The 15,266-nt window shown below is 35.0% G+C and carries 13 protein-coding genes; 10 read left to right on the forward strand and 3 right to left on the reverse strand.

Annotated elements, in window-relative coordinates:
- Window positions 1-474: 474 nt before the first annotated feature.
- The 3 genes from V5N68_RS04165 to V5N68_RS04175 are packed head-to-tail and all read right to left on the reverse strand — an operon-like array spanning window position 475 to window position 3,768.
- Entirely contained in the window at window positions 475-1,014 is a 540-nt protein-coding gene (locus V5N68_RS04165; RefSeq protein WP_332065925.1) for a DUF1254 domain-containing protein, read from the reverse strand.
- The gene (locus V5N68_RS04170) at window positions 1,007-1,603 is read right to left on the reverse strand and encodes a DUF1214 domain-containing protein (RefSeq protein ID WP_332065943.1); all 597 of its coding nucleotides are present in this window, start codon (window positions 1,601-1,603) and stop codon (window positions 1,007-1,009) included. The genes V5N68_RS04165 and V5N68_RS04170 overlap by 8 nt, the downstream gene beginning before the upstream one ends.
- A 14-nt stretch (window positions 1,604-1,617) precedes the next feature.
- Window positions 1,618-3,768: a transglycosylase domain-containing protein gene (locus tag V5N68_RS04175; protein ID WP_332065926.1), complete on the reverse strand. Its 2,151-nt coding sequence runs from the start codon at window positions 3,766-3,768 to the stop codon at window positions 1,618-1,620.
- A 377-nt stretch (window positions 3,769-4,145) separates the two neighbouring features.
- On the opposite strand from V5N68_RS04175, the gene V5N68_RS04180 reads away from it, so the two are divergent.
- The 10 genes from V5N68_RS04180 to V5N68_RS04225 all read left to right on the forward strand — a co-directional run bounded on the left by V5N68_RS04180 (window position 4,146) and on the right by V5N68_RS04225 (window position 14,356).
- Complete coding sequence (locus tag V5N68_RS04180) at window positions 4,146-4,358, forward strand: hypothetical protein (RefSeq protein ID WP_442879689.1); 213 nt, start codon at window positions 4,146-4,148, stop codon at window positions 4,356-4,358.
- A gap of 21 nt (window positions 4,359-4,379) precedes the next feature.
- Complete coding sequence (locus V5N68_RS04185; RefSeq protein ID WP_332065928.1) at window positions 4,380-5,045, forward strand: response regulator transcription factor; 666 nt, start codon at window positions 4,380-4,382, stop codon at window positions 5,043-5,045.
- Entirely contained in the window at window positions 5,045-6,469 is a 1,425-nt protein-coding gene (locus V5N68_RS04190) for an ATP-binding protein (protein WP_332065929.1), read from the forward strand. Before V5N68_RS04185 ends, V5N68_RS04190 begins: the two co-directional genes overlap by 1 nt.
- Before the next feature lie 271 nt (window positions 6,470-6,740).
- On the forward strand, window positions 6,741-7,448 hold the full coding sequence (locus tag V5N68_RS04195; protein ID WP_332065930.1) for a tetratricopeptide repeat protein: 708 nt from the start codon (window positions 6,741-6,743) through the stop codon (window positions 7,446-7,448).
- 159 nt (window positions 7,449-7,607) lie between these two features.
- Window positions 7,608-8,105 (forward strand): cytochrome c maturation protein CcmE, encoded by a 498-nt coding sequence (ccmE, locus tag V5N68_RS04200; protein WP_332065931.1) that lies wholly within the window; start codon window positions 7,608-7,610, stop codon window positions 8,103-8,105.
- Window positions 8,095-10,074, forward strand: a complete 1,980-nt coding sequence (locus tag V5N68_RS04205; RefSeq protein WP_332065932.1) for a heme lyase CcmF/NrfE family subunit — start codon at window positions 8,095-8,097, stop codon at window positions 10,072-10,074. Before ccmE ends, V5N68_RS04205 begins: the two co-directional genes overlap by 11 nt.
- A gap of 1 nt (window position 10,075) precedes the next feature.
- On the forward strand, window positions 10,076-10,480 hold the full coding sequence (locus V5N68_RS04210; RefSeq protein WP_332065933.1) for a cytochrome c-type biogenesis protein: 405 nt from the start codon (window positions 10,076-10,078) through the stop codon (window positions 10,478-10,480).
- A 219-nt stretch (window positions 10,481-10,699) separates the two neighbouring features.
- Window positions 10,700-12,211 carry a Do family serine endopeptidase gene (locus V5N68_RS04215; protein WP_332065934.1) on the forward strand — a complete coding sequence of 504 codons (1,512 nt, stop codon included), beginning with the start codon at window positions 10,700-10,702 and terminating at the stop codon, window positions 12,209-12,211.
- An 80-nt stretch (window positions 12,212-12,291) separates the two neighbouring features.
- Window positions 12,292-12,990, forward strand: coding sequence for a winged helix-turn-helix domain-containing protein (locus V5N68_RS04220; RefSeq protein WP_332065935.1), 699 nt, complete (start codon window positions 12,292-12,294; stop codon window positions 12,988-12,990).
- On the forward strand, window positions 12,974-14,356 hold the full coding sequence (locus tag V5N68_RS04225; protein WP_332065936.1) for a sensor histidine kinase: 1,383 nt from the start codon (window positions 12,974-12,976) through the stop codon (window positions 14,354-14,356). Before V5N68_RS04220 ends, V5N68_RS04225 begins: the two co-directional genes overlap by 17 nt.
- Window positions 14,357-15,266: the final 910 nt, after the last annotated feature.

Here is a 15,266-nt window from a genome sequence, read left to right on the forward strand (position 1 = left end):
GGGTAATCTGTATTTCTATTAATTATTAGCCAGATATGTATATTGGGTAATTTTAATATCATTTTTCGATTTTTTATGTAACAAATAAAGAAATAGTTTTAAACAGAATAGATGAGTCTAGGGAGCTGGCTTTTTATTAAATCTATATGAATGTTCTTATCAAAAGTTTGAATTTTTTATCTCTATTTTTTTGCATTTCAATAAAAATAAATATTTTTCAAATGTGATATGATTTTGATAAAAATATATTTTATATAATTATGATTTAACTCGCATATTAAAAGAGATTTTATGCTTTTAAGATGATCATTTTGGATGTTATTTAGATAACTTTTTCCAAGAAATCTTATGTTTCTAAATGCTTAAATGGGGAGTTTTATATTTAGTTTCGATACTCAAACGATTGAGGCTAAACATTATCATTTTGCTCTTGTTTAAATAAAAAAGTTTTAAAGTTATAGGCTTGTACAATTTTTATCCATTGAATATATCACAGGTCGCAGTTGAAAAGAAGATTTCACTTTCTTTCTTTGCAAGTGAAGAAGGGGCGAAGATGCGTAGGATAGCAAAACCTTCATTTAAATTTTTAGCCACTAAAACTGGACCAATGTTATTTTTAAGCTTTGACTTTTTAAGTTCTATCATTTGTATGGGTTTTCCAATAATAAGGTTGAGTTCAGAGTTAGGAGATGTTCGGTCATTAAGGCTATAAAAAATAATTCCATCACGTGTATAAGCTGCTAATGACCAAAATTGTGTTGTTTTAAAGGTTTTTAAATGAACAGGACCATCTTTAAGATTAAATCTACAGACTTTAAGAAGAAAGAGCGGGTCAGCAAACTGATAAATAGGATTATTACGATTCAAAGAAACAAATTGATAAGGAGCTGCTGATTTTTTGAGATGTGTCCATATGTTATTTTCTTCTAAATAAGGAATTGAAAATAAAAGACAAATATGAACAATAACTGTGCCAGTGATTGTGAGGAATACCGCATGAATAAATTTAGTCACAGTTTTTTTGTCCTGATGGAATCTGCTCTATGGATGGCATAGTGAGTCTTTGTAATGGTGTTGCAGAGATGATTGCGGTGTCATATAAAGTAAGGATAAGCCCGAATTCTTTTTGACTAACCGTTGCAAGCCAATTGCCTGTTTGCGGTCGTGGTGAGATATTGATGCGTAATGAGCCATCATTTTCATAGATAATATTATTAGTATGAAGTTCAAAAGGGATTGTTTTAGATGAGGTGTAGGGTTTAAGGGATTTATTGGCCGTATAAAGAGTAAAAAGACGAGTTATTGGAATATTGCCTTTAAGTAAGTAGTGGCAATGGGGATATAGCGGGCGTCCATGGTTATCTTTCCAAATTTGGAAAATAATACCTTCTGTACGTCCGAGTGAAATGTAATTTCGTTTTATAGCATATGCTCGGGTATAAGGATCGGTGTTTGCTGTTCCTAGTTTAGGGTAGGCGTTCCATTCCCCAATTGTGAACCGCCCAAAATGATTGAAAGAGCTGAGCATGTAATTGACACTAAGTGTCCCACATAAAATGGAAAAAGAAAAGATTAAAAAGAGTATATGAATATTGAGAAGCATCATTATTTTGGATTTTAAGATTTTGAAGCCGTCATGGCTTTCGTTTTAAGAGAAGTAACAGATATATGTGTTAGATCTTTATGAATCGATCGTATAACCTTTAATGTTTCAAGAGAGGGCGTGTAAGATATTGGAAAGCTAAGTTCAGAATTATTACAAAAGGGAAGTCTTTCTGGTTTATAAGGGAGAATAGAATCTTTAACGCCGTAAAGCTTTTTGGTCATTATATTTTGATGAGCATAGAGCATGATGCGGTGCCATATCATAGCAGGAACACCACCACCGAAAGCACGTTTCATTGATGAGAAGTCATCATTTCCCATCCATACAGCTCCGGTATAATTACCAGTAAAACCAACAAACCAAGCATCACGATAAGCTTGTGATGTTCCAGTTTTTCCAGCAACAAGGGTCATAGGCAACGCGGCACGTTTGCCAGATCCTCGTGTTGTGACACCAACCATCATTTGGTTCATATAGGCTGCTGATTGTCTGCTAATAACTCGGTGTAGCTTATGATGATTATGCTTCCAATCCCATACAATATGTCCATCTATTGTACTTATTTTTGTAAAACCATGGCGATTTCCAGCTAAGCCTCCATTTGCAAAAACATTGAAACCAGTTGCTTGATCCATTGGTGTCATATTAGATGTTCCAAGAACCATGGTTTTATGTGATGAAATATGAGCATTAATACCCATATTTTTGATTAAATCTTTTATTGGCTGGGTATCGCGATTAAGATATTGATGTGTAATGTAGACAGCTACTGTATTGATAGAAAAGGCTAAAGCAGTTGATAGATCGATTTTACCGAGATAACGGCCAGAATTATTTCTGGGTGCCCATTTTCCCCAGCGTATGGGTGCATCTAGAACTATTGTCGAAGGAGATAGGCCGCGCTCTATTGCAGCTGCATAAACATAAGGTTTAAATGAAGAGCCAGGTTGTCGACCGCCTTGTGTTGCTCTATTAAATTGGCTTTTATTATAATCCAATCCCCCGACAATCGCACGAACAGCTCCATTATTATCTATAATAACGGCAGCTGCTTGTGTAGCACGGTATTGTTGACCATATTTATGTAAATGATATGTAATTGATTCTTCTGCTGCTTTTTGGATATTTGGATCAAGGGTTGTTTGAACAATCAAATTACGATTGGGAAGTTGATCTTGCATTTTTTTTATTTCATCAAATGCCCAATCAAGAAAATAATGAGGCTGGTTATTTTGTATTTTTGTAATAGTTCTGGCAGGGTGACGGTGAGCATTAATAATTTGGCTATCTGTCATGAGTTTACTATTAACAAGATTTAAAAGCACTACATTGGCACGTTTTTGGGAAGCAAGAAGGTTACTATGAGGAGCATATTTAGTTGGGGCTTTGAATAGTCCTGCGAGCATAGCTGATTCATTAAGGGATACATTGCGTATATCTTTACCAAAATAAAATTTTGCAGCTGCTGCAATACCGAAATTATTTCCCCCCATATATGCACGATCAAGATAAAGTTGCAAAATTTGTTTTTTGCTGAAATTGGCTTCTAGCCAAAGAGCAAGATAGGCTTCTTTAATTTTGCGTGTTATAGTTCTTTCATTTGTTAAGAATAAATTTTTAGCCAATTGTTGTGTAATAGTTGAACCACCTTGAATAACGTTTTTGGCTTGCATATTTTGTAAAATTGCTCGAGTAAGGCCGTATGGATCTATCCCCCAATGATCAAAAAAGCGACGATCTTCTGTTGCGAGAACTGCCTTAATAAGATGCTCAGGCATTTCTTCAATAGGGACGGGAGCAACTGATCGTACACCACGGTAGCCGATAGGATTCCCATATCGATCTAAGAAGAGAATGGAAAAATTTTTAGGCGAATTCCAATCTTTTAAAGTTGATTTAAAAACAGAAATGCCGCCTATGGTGAAAAGAGTAAAACCAATCAATCCCAACGTTAGTGTTTCATCAAGAATTTCAACTACAAATTTTTTCCATCCTCGTATATGAAGATATTGTGAGATAATTTTTGCTTCATGCCAGAAAAAATTGTTGGCAGAACGGATACGATAAAGTGCGGTATCTAATTGTGCATCTAGTTCAATAAGCTTTGGACTGCGAAATTGCTTATCGTTTTGTTTTTTCTTGTTTTTAAAAAAATCAAACATATAAATAGAAGAAGCCTACGACAAAGTGATGCAATTAACTAATGTAAATTAGTTATATGGAGTAAAAGTATTTTTTTACTATAGGTTTGATGAAGAAATACATTATTATAGGAGTAGAGATTTATAGATTTTTTATTTATATGTTGTAATTATAAAATTGTATTCTTTTAATTTTACGTAATATTTGCAATTTTTTAGTTTGAGATTATATCAAAGTATAAAAATTTTATCTTCGTGTATGAGATATTCTGTTATTTCTCACATTGGTAATAAATTATTCCATATGTATAATTTTTAATAAACAGAAAATGCTATTCATTTTATGTTCATTTTGGATAGCTTATAAAATAGCTATGATGAAAAAAGCTTTATTTTTTATGATTATGGTAATTCTGATAGGGAACAATTCTGTTTTGGCTTCTGGGTGTGCTGAAATTGGTAGAAAGGTTGCTGCTCAGCGAGGTGGTGTATTAGTGCGCTCAACATCTGTTATTCAGGATGGAAGAAATATGTGTATGGTTGTTGTTGTCGTGCCTGCTCGTGATGATAAAAAGTTGCGTCGTATGGAGGTTCTTGTTCCTGCTTATTAATTGGGTTTGACAGGTATTGTAATGCGTATTTTAATTGTTGAAGATGATAAAAATCTTAATCATCAATTAGTTGAAGCTATAAGAAGTGCAGGATATGTTTCGGATAGTGCTTTTGATGGTGAAGAGGCATATTTTTTAGGGAGCACAGAACCTTATGATGCTGTTATCCTCGATATTGGTTTGCCGCATTTAGATGGAATTTCTATTGTTGAAAGGTGGCGTCGAGAAGGGTATCTTATGCCTGTTTTAATGTTAACAGCACGAGATCGCTGGTCTGATAAGGTACTTGGTATTGATGCAGGTGCTGATGATTATGTGGCTAAGCCATTTCATTTGGAGGAAGTGGTAGCACGGTTGCGAGCGTTAATTCGTCGAAATACAGGCCATGCAGCGAGTACGTTATATTGTGGTAATGTTGTTTTAGATACTAAAACATTACGCGTTTTTGTTGATAATCAGTTGATTAAGTTAACATCCCATGAGTTTAGGCTTTTATCGTATCTGATGCACCATTGTAATCGAGTGGTTTCAAGGACAGAGCTTATCGAGCATCTTTATGATCAGGATTTTGATAAAGATTCTAATACTATTGAAGTTTTTATTAGACGTTTACGTAAAAAGCTTGGAGTAGATGTAATTGAGACTTGTCGTGGAATGGGATATCGAGCGAGAGCACCAGGGGATTAATGATGGTTCAGAAGAACGATAACTGGTTGATAAAGAGATTTTTTCTGGTTGGTAGGTCTCTTAGCTTACGGGTTATGATTTTATCAACATTATGGGTTGTTATTTCTCTCACATCAATTTCTACAGTCAGTATTTTATTTTATCGTCGCTCAAGTGAACAAAGTTTGAAACGTATCCTTTCGGCTCAACTTTATAGTCTCATTGCAACAGTTACTGTATCACTTGATGGAAATTTAAAAGGGGGGGGATTTGGGGTTAATGACATTCGTTATTCAGATCCAACATCGGGTTGGTATTGGGAAGTCTCTGCCATATCGCCCAATCTACATGGGCGGTTGGTATCTCCATCATTGGAAGGTGGAAAAATACTTTCATCAAATGATGTAAATATATCTGATTTATCTTTTGATAACGAATTCTTTCGATTTTATCAGATAAAGGGCAATAATAATCAGAATTTACAAGTGATTGAGAGTGATGTTGTTCTTGATGATCAGAATCACATTGCACGTTTTCATCTTGTAGGAAATATCGATGAAGTGCATGCGCAAGTACAAGAATTTAATCGAATTTTGCAAATTTTTCTTTGGAGCTTTGGTATAGGTAGCGTTTTTATCAATATTGCTATTATCTTTTTTAGTTTTCAACCATTAAAACTTATTCGCCAGGCGTTGAATGATATTCGTGAGGGCAGAGTTAATTATGTCAATACAGATTTGGTAAGTGAAGTTATGCCGTTGGTACAGGAGATGAATGCCCTTATTAATAATAACCAGCGTATTATTGAACGATTTCGAACACAGGTTGGTAACCTTGCTCATTCATTAAAGACACCTTTATCGGTTATTATGAATGAGGCTGATCAGATGTGTGGGGAACAAGCTTCTTTATTAAGAGAGCAAACTAAAATGATGCAGGATCAAATAAACCATTATTTGCAACGTGCTAGAATTGCAGCGCAATGCGATAGTGTCATTTATCATGCGTCCGTTCGCGGAGTGGTTGATCGTTTAATACGTGTTATGGAAAAACTTCACCCTGAGAAACAATTTCAATTTACTATGGATGTTGATGATATTACTTTTTCTGGTGAAAGAGAAGATTTAGAGGAAGTGGTGGGTAATTTGATTGAAAATGCTGCGCGGTGGTCTCATACTAAGGTATCGATATCCTGTAATTTACAAGATAGTAGTGAAGAAGAAAAATTTTTTAATATCATCGTAGAAGATGATGGTTCTGGTTTAACAGAAGAGCAAATGGATGAAGCTTTTAAAAGAGGGCGCCGGTTTGATGAGAGTAAACCAGGAGCAGGTTTAGGGTTAGCAATTGTTTCCGATATGGCCAATGAATATGGAGGAAGTTTTTTCTTGGAGCTCTCTAAATTGGGAGGATTGTCTGCAAAAGTTGTCTTGCCAAGACAGTAAATACTTTCCTTTTATCAATTTTATATATGAAATTGGTGAGAATAGAGCTATGTTGATGGGTATAGTACATAAAAAATTATTTTATGGGTAGGATGCAATATAAAGCAGAGAGAGTTTTTTGTTTCTTCATGTTGATTAAAAAATTAATGATATATTACTATACGATGTTATGCATGAAGAAAGCTTTTTATTATTCACATCATATTGTGGAAGATGAGTTGTTGAGATGATTAGGTATACTTTTTGATTTTAGTGCCAGGATCAAAGTGATATGCTGTTGTTAGTTTTATTTACAACTTCCCTTTTATTGTTTGTTATCATTTTTATTTACTCGCTGCATTTGAATTGGATACCTAAAAAAGATAAGTTGGGTTCATCTATCGGTATTTTTAAGAATTATATGCATCGTAAAAATAACCATGTTCTTAAAATTTTTAGTGTTTTGTTTGTTATTCTTATGACATGTAACATTTATAGTGTGACAGGTAGTCCGGAAACTAAAAGTTATTTTTTTAATGAATTGATGAACAAAGATCCACAGGTCCTTAATAAACGTGAAAGGCTTGCTCGTTTGCAAGTATTGTTTTTTCGCACACCTAGCGATGGCAAGCTAGCAGATGCATTGGCAGTCGGGTATCTTGAGGAAGGCTACTTTCAGGATGCCGTGAATATTTATTTGGATGCACTTCGCTTGAATGGAGAAACGGCTCCTAGACTTGTGGGATATGGTTTAGCTCTGGTGGGCTATGAAGGTGGAACGATTACGCAAGAAGCACAAAATGCCTTTCAAAAGGCTGCAGATTTATCACCTAGTGATTTTTATTCTCGTTTATTATTAGCTGATGCACTTCGTCAATCAGGAAAATCTGCACAGGCAATACAGTTTTTACAAAATTTTCTTAATAAAATGCCTGAAGATTTTGATGGGCGATCGCGTGTTGAAACAATGATAATCCAGTTGTATGATTCATTTAATTAAAAACATTTCTACTCGTCTATGGTTATTAAGTTCAAGGGGGATTCCTGGATAATAAGTTGCGTCTGTATGAAAGATATGCGAAACTCCCCCCCCCAAGTATAGAAGTAATAAGTTTATATTTACACAACATATTTACAAAATGGTTTTCGTAGATAGTTTATGAACAGTCAGCCTTTAAAGAATATTTTTTCATTAGAAATGCTTTTAAAGCAGCGAAAAAGAAAGCGATTGTTGATAATATTATCATACTTTTTCGTTACGTTAATTGCAATAAGTCTTATCATGTATGCGATGCGTCATACAGTAAATTTTTTTCGAATGCCATCCGAAATTACGAACGAAGATATTTTAATGGGTCGTCCTTTACGTTTAGGCGGTTTTGTTGAAAAAGGGACGGTTCAATATATTGAAAAGATGAAAGTTACTTTTTTTGTAACTGATAATGTGAAACATCAAAAAGTTATTTTCGACGGTATACTACCAGATCTTTTTCGTGAAGGGCAAGGTGTTATAGTGGAAGGATATTTTGATAAACAGAAGATTTTTATTGGCACACGCGTTTTAGCAAAGCATGATGAAACTTATATGCCTCAAAAAATGGCTGACTGCTTAAAAAAGCGCTATGATACGGGAGGGCAATTAGATTGTGCTCGTTGAGTTAGGCCACATCTTTTTAGCTGCAGCGTTTGCAATTAGTTTGCTACAGGTAGTTTTATCCACTTTTGGTATTGTGTGGGAAGAGCGTGCGTTAATGCAGACAGGGATATTGCTGACGTACATGACCTTTATATTAGTGTTATTGTCCTTTTTAATTCTTATTTTCTCTTATGTAGTTTCCGATTTTTCTGTTTTAAATGTTGTTAAAAATAGTCATTCTGAAAAGCCAATGCTTTATAAAATTACAGGTGTTTGGGGTAATCACGAAGGCTCCATGTTACTATGGGTTTTAATTTTGACTTTTTTCAGTACACTGATAGCGCTGTCTAATTATTTGCCTGGACAGGTTAAAGGATTAATTTTGATGTGTCAGAGTTTGATGACTGGCACTTTTCTTTTATTTATTCTTTTCGCATCTAATCCATTTTTACGTGTTACTCCACCAGCACTACAAGGAAACGATCTTAATCCTCTTTTACAAGATATCGCTTTAGCAATTCATCCACCACTTCTTTATTTAGGCTATGTTGGTTTCTCTATTTGTTTTTCTTTTGCAGTGGCTGCATTAATTTTAGGGCATGTCGATGGGGTTTGGGCGCGTTGGGTTCGCCCGTGGATTCTGCTTTCTTGGTGTTTTTTGACATTAGGAATTATGGTTGGATCTTATTGGGCTTATTATGAGCTAGGGTGGGGAGGTTATTGGTTTTGGGATCCTGTTGAAAATGTATCATTTATGCCTTGGCTTTCAGGAACTGCGCTTTTGCATTCTATTCTCATTCTTGAAAAGCGTGAAGCATTAAAGAATTGGTCTCTGTTTTTAGCAATTCTTACTTTTTCTCTTTCTCTTATGGGAACTTTTCTTGTTCGTTCAGGTTTGTTAGTGTCTGTCCATAGTTTTGCCTTTGATCCGGCACGGGGGATAGCAATTCTTGCTATTTTATTCTTTTTTACAGGAGGAGCTCTGCTCCTCTTTTCTTTGCGAGTACCTATTTTAAAGACATATAGATTTTTTCATCCAATTTCGCGTGAAGGCTTTATTATTTTAAATAATTTATTGCTAACTGTAATAACAGCAACAATATTGATTGGTACGCTTTATCCTTATTGTCTTGAGGTATTGACTGGGCAAAAAATTTTTGTAGGTGCGGCCTTTTTTAATCTTACCTGCGGACCTTTAATGGTGTTATTATTATTGTTGGTTCCGTTTGGATCAATAATGGCGTGGAAGAAGGGTGATTTTCTTGCAGTTTTTGAACGATTGTGGTTTGTGTTTGCATTGGTCTTTATCGTTTGTCTTATAGCATTTTATTCAGCATCTTTACGTGATGTTTTTGCAGTTTTAGGAATGGGTCTTTCAGCTTTTGTTGTTTTTGGAAGTTTGGTTGATCTTTTTGAAAAAAGTGGACATAAAAAGACATCTTTGATGATACGAATTAAGAGATTTGTTGGATTGCCATGGTCAACTTTTGGTGCAGCAATAGCGCATATGGGATTAGGCGTTACATTGTTCGGTATTGTCAACGTGACGACTTTTACGCAAGAACGTATTCTAACGATGCATGTAGGAGATATAATTACAATAGCAGATAAAACCATTCGTTTTGAAAAAGTAAATGAAGGTTTTGGTCCGAATTATTCTAAAGTAGAGTTTAGTTTTGGAATATATGAAAATGAAAATACCATGCGCAATGTAATAGCATCAAAGCGATTTTATTTAAGTCAGAATACATTAACAACGGAAGTTGGTATTCAAAGCTATGGTTTATCTCAAATGTATATTGTGCCAGGGCGTATGAATGATCGAGGGCTTGCGGTGCATATATGGTGGAAGCCTTATGTAATTTGTGTTTGGTTAGGTGCATTAATGATGGCTATGGGCGGGTGTTTATCTCTTTTAGGCGCTCTATCTCGTGTAAGATTGCATCAGCAGAAAGCTTTTCCTTTTAAATTTTCTATAAAAAAGCACTGAAATGAAAAAGATATTATGTTGGATGCCGCCTTTTTTAATTATTATTTTTTCTCTATCCTTGGCAGTAGCGGTAGAACCAGATGAGATTCTAAAAGATAAAGTTCTTGAATCACGTGCTCGTGATATTTCGTCGAATTTGCGTTGTCCAGTTTGCCAAAATCAAACAATTGATGATTCAGATTCTCCATTGGCACGTGATTTGCGGATTTTGATTCGTGAGCGGTTGCAAATGGGCGATAGCAATCAGCAAATTATTGATTTTCTTATTGAGCGATATGGTGAATTTATTTTATTGAAGCCTCCCTTTAATAAAATGACATGTTTTTTATGGTTGTCGCCCTTAGTTATTATGATCTTCGGTATAAGTATTGTGTTTTTTAGAGGAGGAATGGTGCGAGCAAACTGAGGGATTGATAAGAAAAATAGTTTAAATACCGTTGAGTTGAAATACATGAAGAAAAATTTGATACATTTAAAGCAATAGTTTAACTCCATTTATAATTATGTGTGTTGCTTATCTAACCTTACAAAACTTTAACAATTTAGACAGAAAATGGTAAGGTTTGTTATTTTACTATTCAACACAATCAAGATAAAATTATTACAAAATAGGAGCGCATAGAAGATGGTAAAAAAAACTTTCTCTAAAACGTTGGTTGCAGCAAGTGTTTTTGCAGCTTTAGAGACTGCACTATTGTTTAGCGGAAGTGTATTAGGTTTTGCAACAACAGAAGTTCATGCAAATTCTATATTTACTTCGGTAGCACAACAACAAGGATTTGCAAATATTGTTGCTCAAGTAAAACCGGCGGTTGTTTCAGTGCAAGTAAAAGGGGCTCAAAAGAAAGAAAAGCGTTTTTTTAGTGATTTTTTTAAAAGTCCAGGGCTTGAGCTATTACCTGACCAGCACCCTTTAAAGAGGTTTTTGGAAGATTTTTATGATTATGGCAATTCTAATAACAAGTCTTCAAAGCGCTCAGCTAAACTTCGTCCTATAGCTTTTGGGTCAGGATTTTTTATCTCGTCTGATGGTTATGTTGTGACGAATAATCATGTAATTGCTGACGGTACTAGTTATTCTGTTATTCTTGATGATGGTACAGAATTAAATGCAAAGCTTATTGGGACAGATCCACGGACTGATCTTGCGGTATTGAAAGTAGATGATAAAAGAAAATTTTCATATGTTGATTTTGGTGATGATTCAAAGTTACGTGTAGGGGATTGGGTTGTTGCTATCGGTAATCCTTTTGATTTTGGTGGAACGGTAACAGCAGGTATTGTATCGGCACGTGGACGTGATATTGGCACTGGTGTTTATGATGATTTTATTCAGATCGATGCGGCTGTGAATAGAGGAAATTCTGGTGGTCCAACTTTTGATCTTAACGGGAAGGTTGTTGGAGTTAATACAGCGATTTTTTCTCCTTCTGGAGGGAATATTGGTATTGCTTTTGCTATTCCAGCAGAAACAGCAAAGCAGGTTGTACAGCAGCTTATTGAAACAGGTTCAGTTCAGCGTGGTTGGCTTGGAGTGCAGATTCAGTCAGTAACAAAAGAAATTTCTGACTCGATTGGTTTAAAAGAAGCTAAAGGTGTTTTAGTTACTGATCCATTAAATGGGCCAGCAAAAAAAGCAGGAATTAAGGCAGGTGATGTGATTATTTCGATAAACAGTGAAGTAATTGCTGATGTTCGTGATTTAGCGCGTCGCGTTGCAAATATTAAACCAGGGGAAACTGTAGCTTTAAGTATTTTTAGATCTGGAAAAGAGGAGGTTATAAAAGTAAAGCTTGATTCAATGCCTGGAGATGAAGATACAAAAAAAGATTTAAAATTTTCAAAAGGTCGCGGTAATCTCGATGAGACATTAGAAGATTATGGTTTAATTGTTTCTCCTTCTGATGATGGTGTAGGGTTAGTTGTAACGGATGTAGATTCAGATTCAGATGCTGCAGATAAAGGAATACGTCCTGGTGATGTAATTGTGACAGTGAATAATAAGTCTGTTAAAAAAGCATCTGATATTACCGATATTATTAAAAATGCACAAAAATTGGGACGATCTGGTATACTTTTACAAGTGCGAACGAATGATCAAAATCGTTTTGTAGCTCTTCCAATTTCCTCTAAATAAAAGGTATTAAATGGTAGGGTAGAAGCTGCGTAAGTTTCTGCCCTATAGTTCCATTCAATAAAATGACGGAGACACGTTTTATGAAGATACTTGTTATCGAAGATGATCGTGAGACTGGGCGTTATTTGGAAAAAGCTTTTTTTGAGGCAGGGCATTTAGCTGATGTTGCGTATGATGGGGATACAGGATACGCTTTAGCTGAAACCGAAAACTATGATGTGATGGTTGTTGATAGGATGCTTTTGCGTCGTGATGGTCTTTCTATTATTGCTGAATTGCGGGCTAAAGGTAATAAAACGCCGGTTCTTATCCTTTCTGCTTTAGGACAAGTTAATGATCGTGTGACAGGTTTGCGTGCAGGAGGTGATGATTACTTGACAAAACCCTACGCATTTTCCGAGCTTCTTGCTCGTGTTGAGGTGTTACAGCGACGGAGAAGTTCTGAAAAAGCAGAGGCTATTTATCGTGTAGGAAATCTTGAGCTTAATCGGTTAGCACATACAGTAAAGCGCGGTAATAAAAATATCACATTGCAGCCACGGGAATTTCGTTTACTCGAATATTTGATGCAGTATGCCGGCCAGGTTGTAACACGCACTATGCTTTTAGAAAATGTGTGGGACTATCATTTTGATCCGCAAACAAATGTGATTGATGTCCATATATCTCGGTTAAGAGCAAAAATTGAGAAAGATTTTGATATCCCACTTCTCCATACTGTGCGGGGGGCTGGGTATATGTTGAAAGTACCAGATAATATACATGAATCGTTTGATTAATATAATGCGCACGACTGCGCTAAGACTTTCTGCACTTTATATTTTATTATTTGGGTTAGTTGCAACAGGACTTTCTATTTATATGACGGCATTTTCTGCCTCATTGTTAACAAAACAAACCGAACAAGCTTTGAGTGAAGAATTAATACGTATCAAAAATGCTTATACTTATGGTGGGTTACCTTTATTAATGCGTACTATTGATTATCGTTCACGTCAGCCCGGAGCTTTCCTTTATCTTGTTACTGATCCTATGGGACGTATTTTAGCAGGGAATGTCGCACACATTGAAGTTGGACTTTTGAATCATAACGGTTTTCTGTCGAGTTCTTTTTTATATTCACGTTTGGGAGAACATGAAAAAGCAAGTGGACATCGTGCTTTAGCAATTATTGTTGATTTGCCTAATGCTATGAAGATTCTTATAGGGCGTGATTTAGACGAGCCAGAACGTTTTGCAGAAGTCATGCGTAAAGCAGTCATGATTGCTCTTGCGGCAATGGTTGGAGGAGCTCTATTAATATGGTTCTTCGTAGGGAGAAGAGCTTTACAGAGGATTGATCATGTAACAGCTGCCTCCCAACGTTTGATGGAGGGTGATTTTAGCGGACGTTTACCTGTTTCCGGGGTAGGCGATGAGTTCGATCGATTGTCGGTTAACCTTAACATTATGTTAGACCGCATTGAAGAATTAAATATTGGTTTACGCCAAGTATCGGATAATATTGCGCATGATCTCAAGACACCATTGACGCGCCTTAGAAATCGGGCTGAAGAAGCGCTTTCTGGGAAAAAAACAGAGGTTGAATACAGGCAGGCACTTGACGGTGTTATTGTAGAATCAGATCAGCTCATTCGTACTTTTAATGCTATTCTAATGATTTCTCGTATTGAAGCTAGTAGTGCAATTGAACATCTTGAAGTTATGAATGTGAAGCTGATTCTTGAAGATGCTGTTGAACTTTATGAACCTTTTGCTGAAGAATCAGGAGTTTTGCTGCGATTAGGAGAAACCTTTGATAAGGAGCTTAAGCTGAATCGCGAGCTCATTGCACAATCAATTTTTAATCTTATTGATAATGCTATTAAATATGCGTCTAAAGATAACAAAGAAGCGGAGGTTTGTTTATCTATGGAATGGCGTGGTGAGAATTTATTGGTGGTTGTGCGTGATAATGGTCCAGGAATTGCAGAAGATAAATATGAAAAAGTAACAGAGCGGTTTGTTCGCCTTGAAGAAAGCCGTACACAACCCGGTTTTGGTATTGGCTTAAGTATCGCAAAAGCTGTTATGAAGCTTCATGGAGGTGAACTTTTACTTGAAAATGCAAATCCAGGACTCAGGGCTGTTTTATTATTCCCTTAAACGAGTTATTTTTGCTTCGTTTTTTTATTTTCGCAAGTGATGATTATTTAAAAAAAAGTAAGAGAAGTTGTGATGCTTCTTGGAGGCTATATAAAGGATATATAAATAAAAAGTTCTTTTTAAATAAAGCACTTCCTTTTATAGCTTCTTATCAAGATTTTTTTCTTTTAATTTTTTAGGAATTTTCAGTCAGTATTACGTTGTCTTCTATTTGGAGGGAGCAACTAAAATTGGAGAGAGTAGTTATGAGGAAGGCATTCCCATGGTTGGTGATAAAAGCTTACCTTAAACTAAACTTATAAAAAACTTTCCTTTTTGCGGGAACCGGAAAAAATTTATATTGGCGTTATTCGCTTTTTTGTTGATATTTATTTGATTAAAAGAAAAAGCAAAATAGATTTAAAATCATACACTATATCCTTTATTTCCATAAAGAAGTTTGGGGGCATGATTTATACGGTCTATTATGATGCAAAGTAAAACTTCCTTCTAAAAATATTTCGGGATTTTCACCATAGTTTTATGGAAAGTTATAATGGGTTGTTCAAAATATTAGTGATGCGCAAAGAGAGTTGGTATGCACTTAGCCATTTTAAAATGCATTTGAAATGATAAATTGAAGTAAAAAAGAACATATAGAAACTTATAAAATACGGAATAATAATCATATAAAAGCAAAAATGAAGGTAATAATTTTTTTTTCAGATTATTTATATGATTATTTTATAAGTAATGATTTTTATGAGTATCTTATTTTAATCTTTAATGATTTATACTTTTTCTTAAAAGGAACCTTTAAAGGAAAGTGAAAAAGATTTATTGATTTTTATTATAAATAACAGCGTTATGAAAAAATGTTAACATAAATAATTATATTAAAGTAATAAATATATTTTATTAATTTTAATTG

The organism is Bartonella eidoli, from assembly GCF_036576145.1.
Classification (GTDB): Bacteria; Pseudomonadota; Alphaproteobacteria; order Rhizobiales; family Rhizobiaceae; genus Bartonella.

Coding starts and splice junctions, on each gene's coding strand:
- V5N68_RS04225 (WP_332065936.1), top strand. CDS start 12,974: ATGAATCGTTTGATTAATATAATGCGCACGACTGCGCTAAGACTTTCT.
- ccmE (WP_332065931.1), top strand. CDS start 7,608: ATGAACAGTCAGCCTTTAAAGAATATTTTTTCATTAGAAATGCTTTTA.
- V5N68_RS04170 (WP_332065943.1), bottom strand. CDS start 1,603: ATGCTTCTCAATATTCATATACTCTTTTTAATCTTTTCTTTTTCCATT.
- V5N68_RS04180 (WP_442879689.1), top strand. CDS start 4,146: ATGATTATGGTAATTCTGATAGGGAACAATTCTGTTTTGGCTTCTGGG.
- V5N68_RS04195 (WP_332065930.1), top strand. CDS start 6,741: ATGCTGTTGTTAGTTTTATTTACAACTTCCCTTTTATTGTTTGTTATC.
- V5N68_RS04185 (WP_332065928.1), top strand. CDS start 4,380: ATGCGTATTTTAATTGTTGAAGATGATAAAAATCTTAATCATCAATTA.
- V5N68_RS04210 (WP_332065933.1), top strand. CDS start 10,076: ATGAAAAAGATATTATGTTGGATGCCGCCTTTTTTAATTATTATTTTT.
- V5N68_RS04220 (WP_332065935.1), top strand. CDS start 12,292: ATGAAGATACTTGTTATCGAAGATGATCGTGAGACTGGGCGTTATTTG.
- V5N68_RS04190 (WP_332065929.1), top strand. CDS start 5,045: ATGATGGTTCAGAAGAACGATAACTGGTTGATAAAGAGATTTTTTCTG.
- V5N68_RS04175 (WP_332065926.1), bottom strand. CDS start 3,768: ATGTTTGATTTTTTTAAAAACAAGAAAAAACAAAACGATAAGCAATTT.
- V5N68_RS04215 (WP_332065934.1), top strand. CDS start 10,700: ATGGTAAAAAAAACTTTCTCTAAAACGTTGGTTGCAGCAAGTGTTTTT.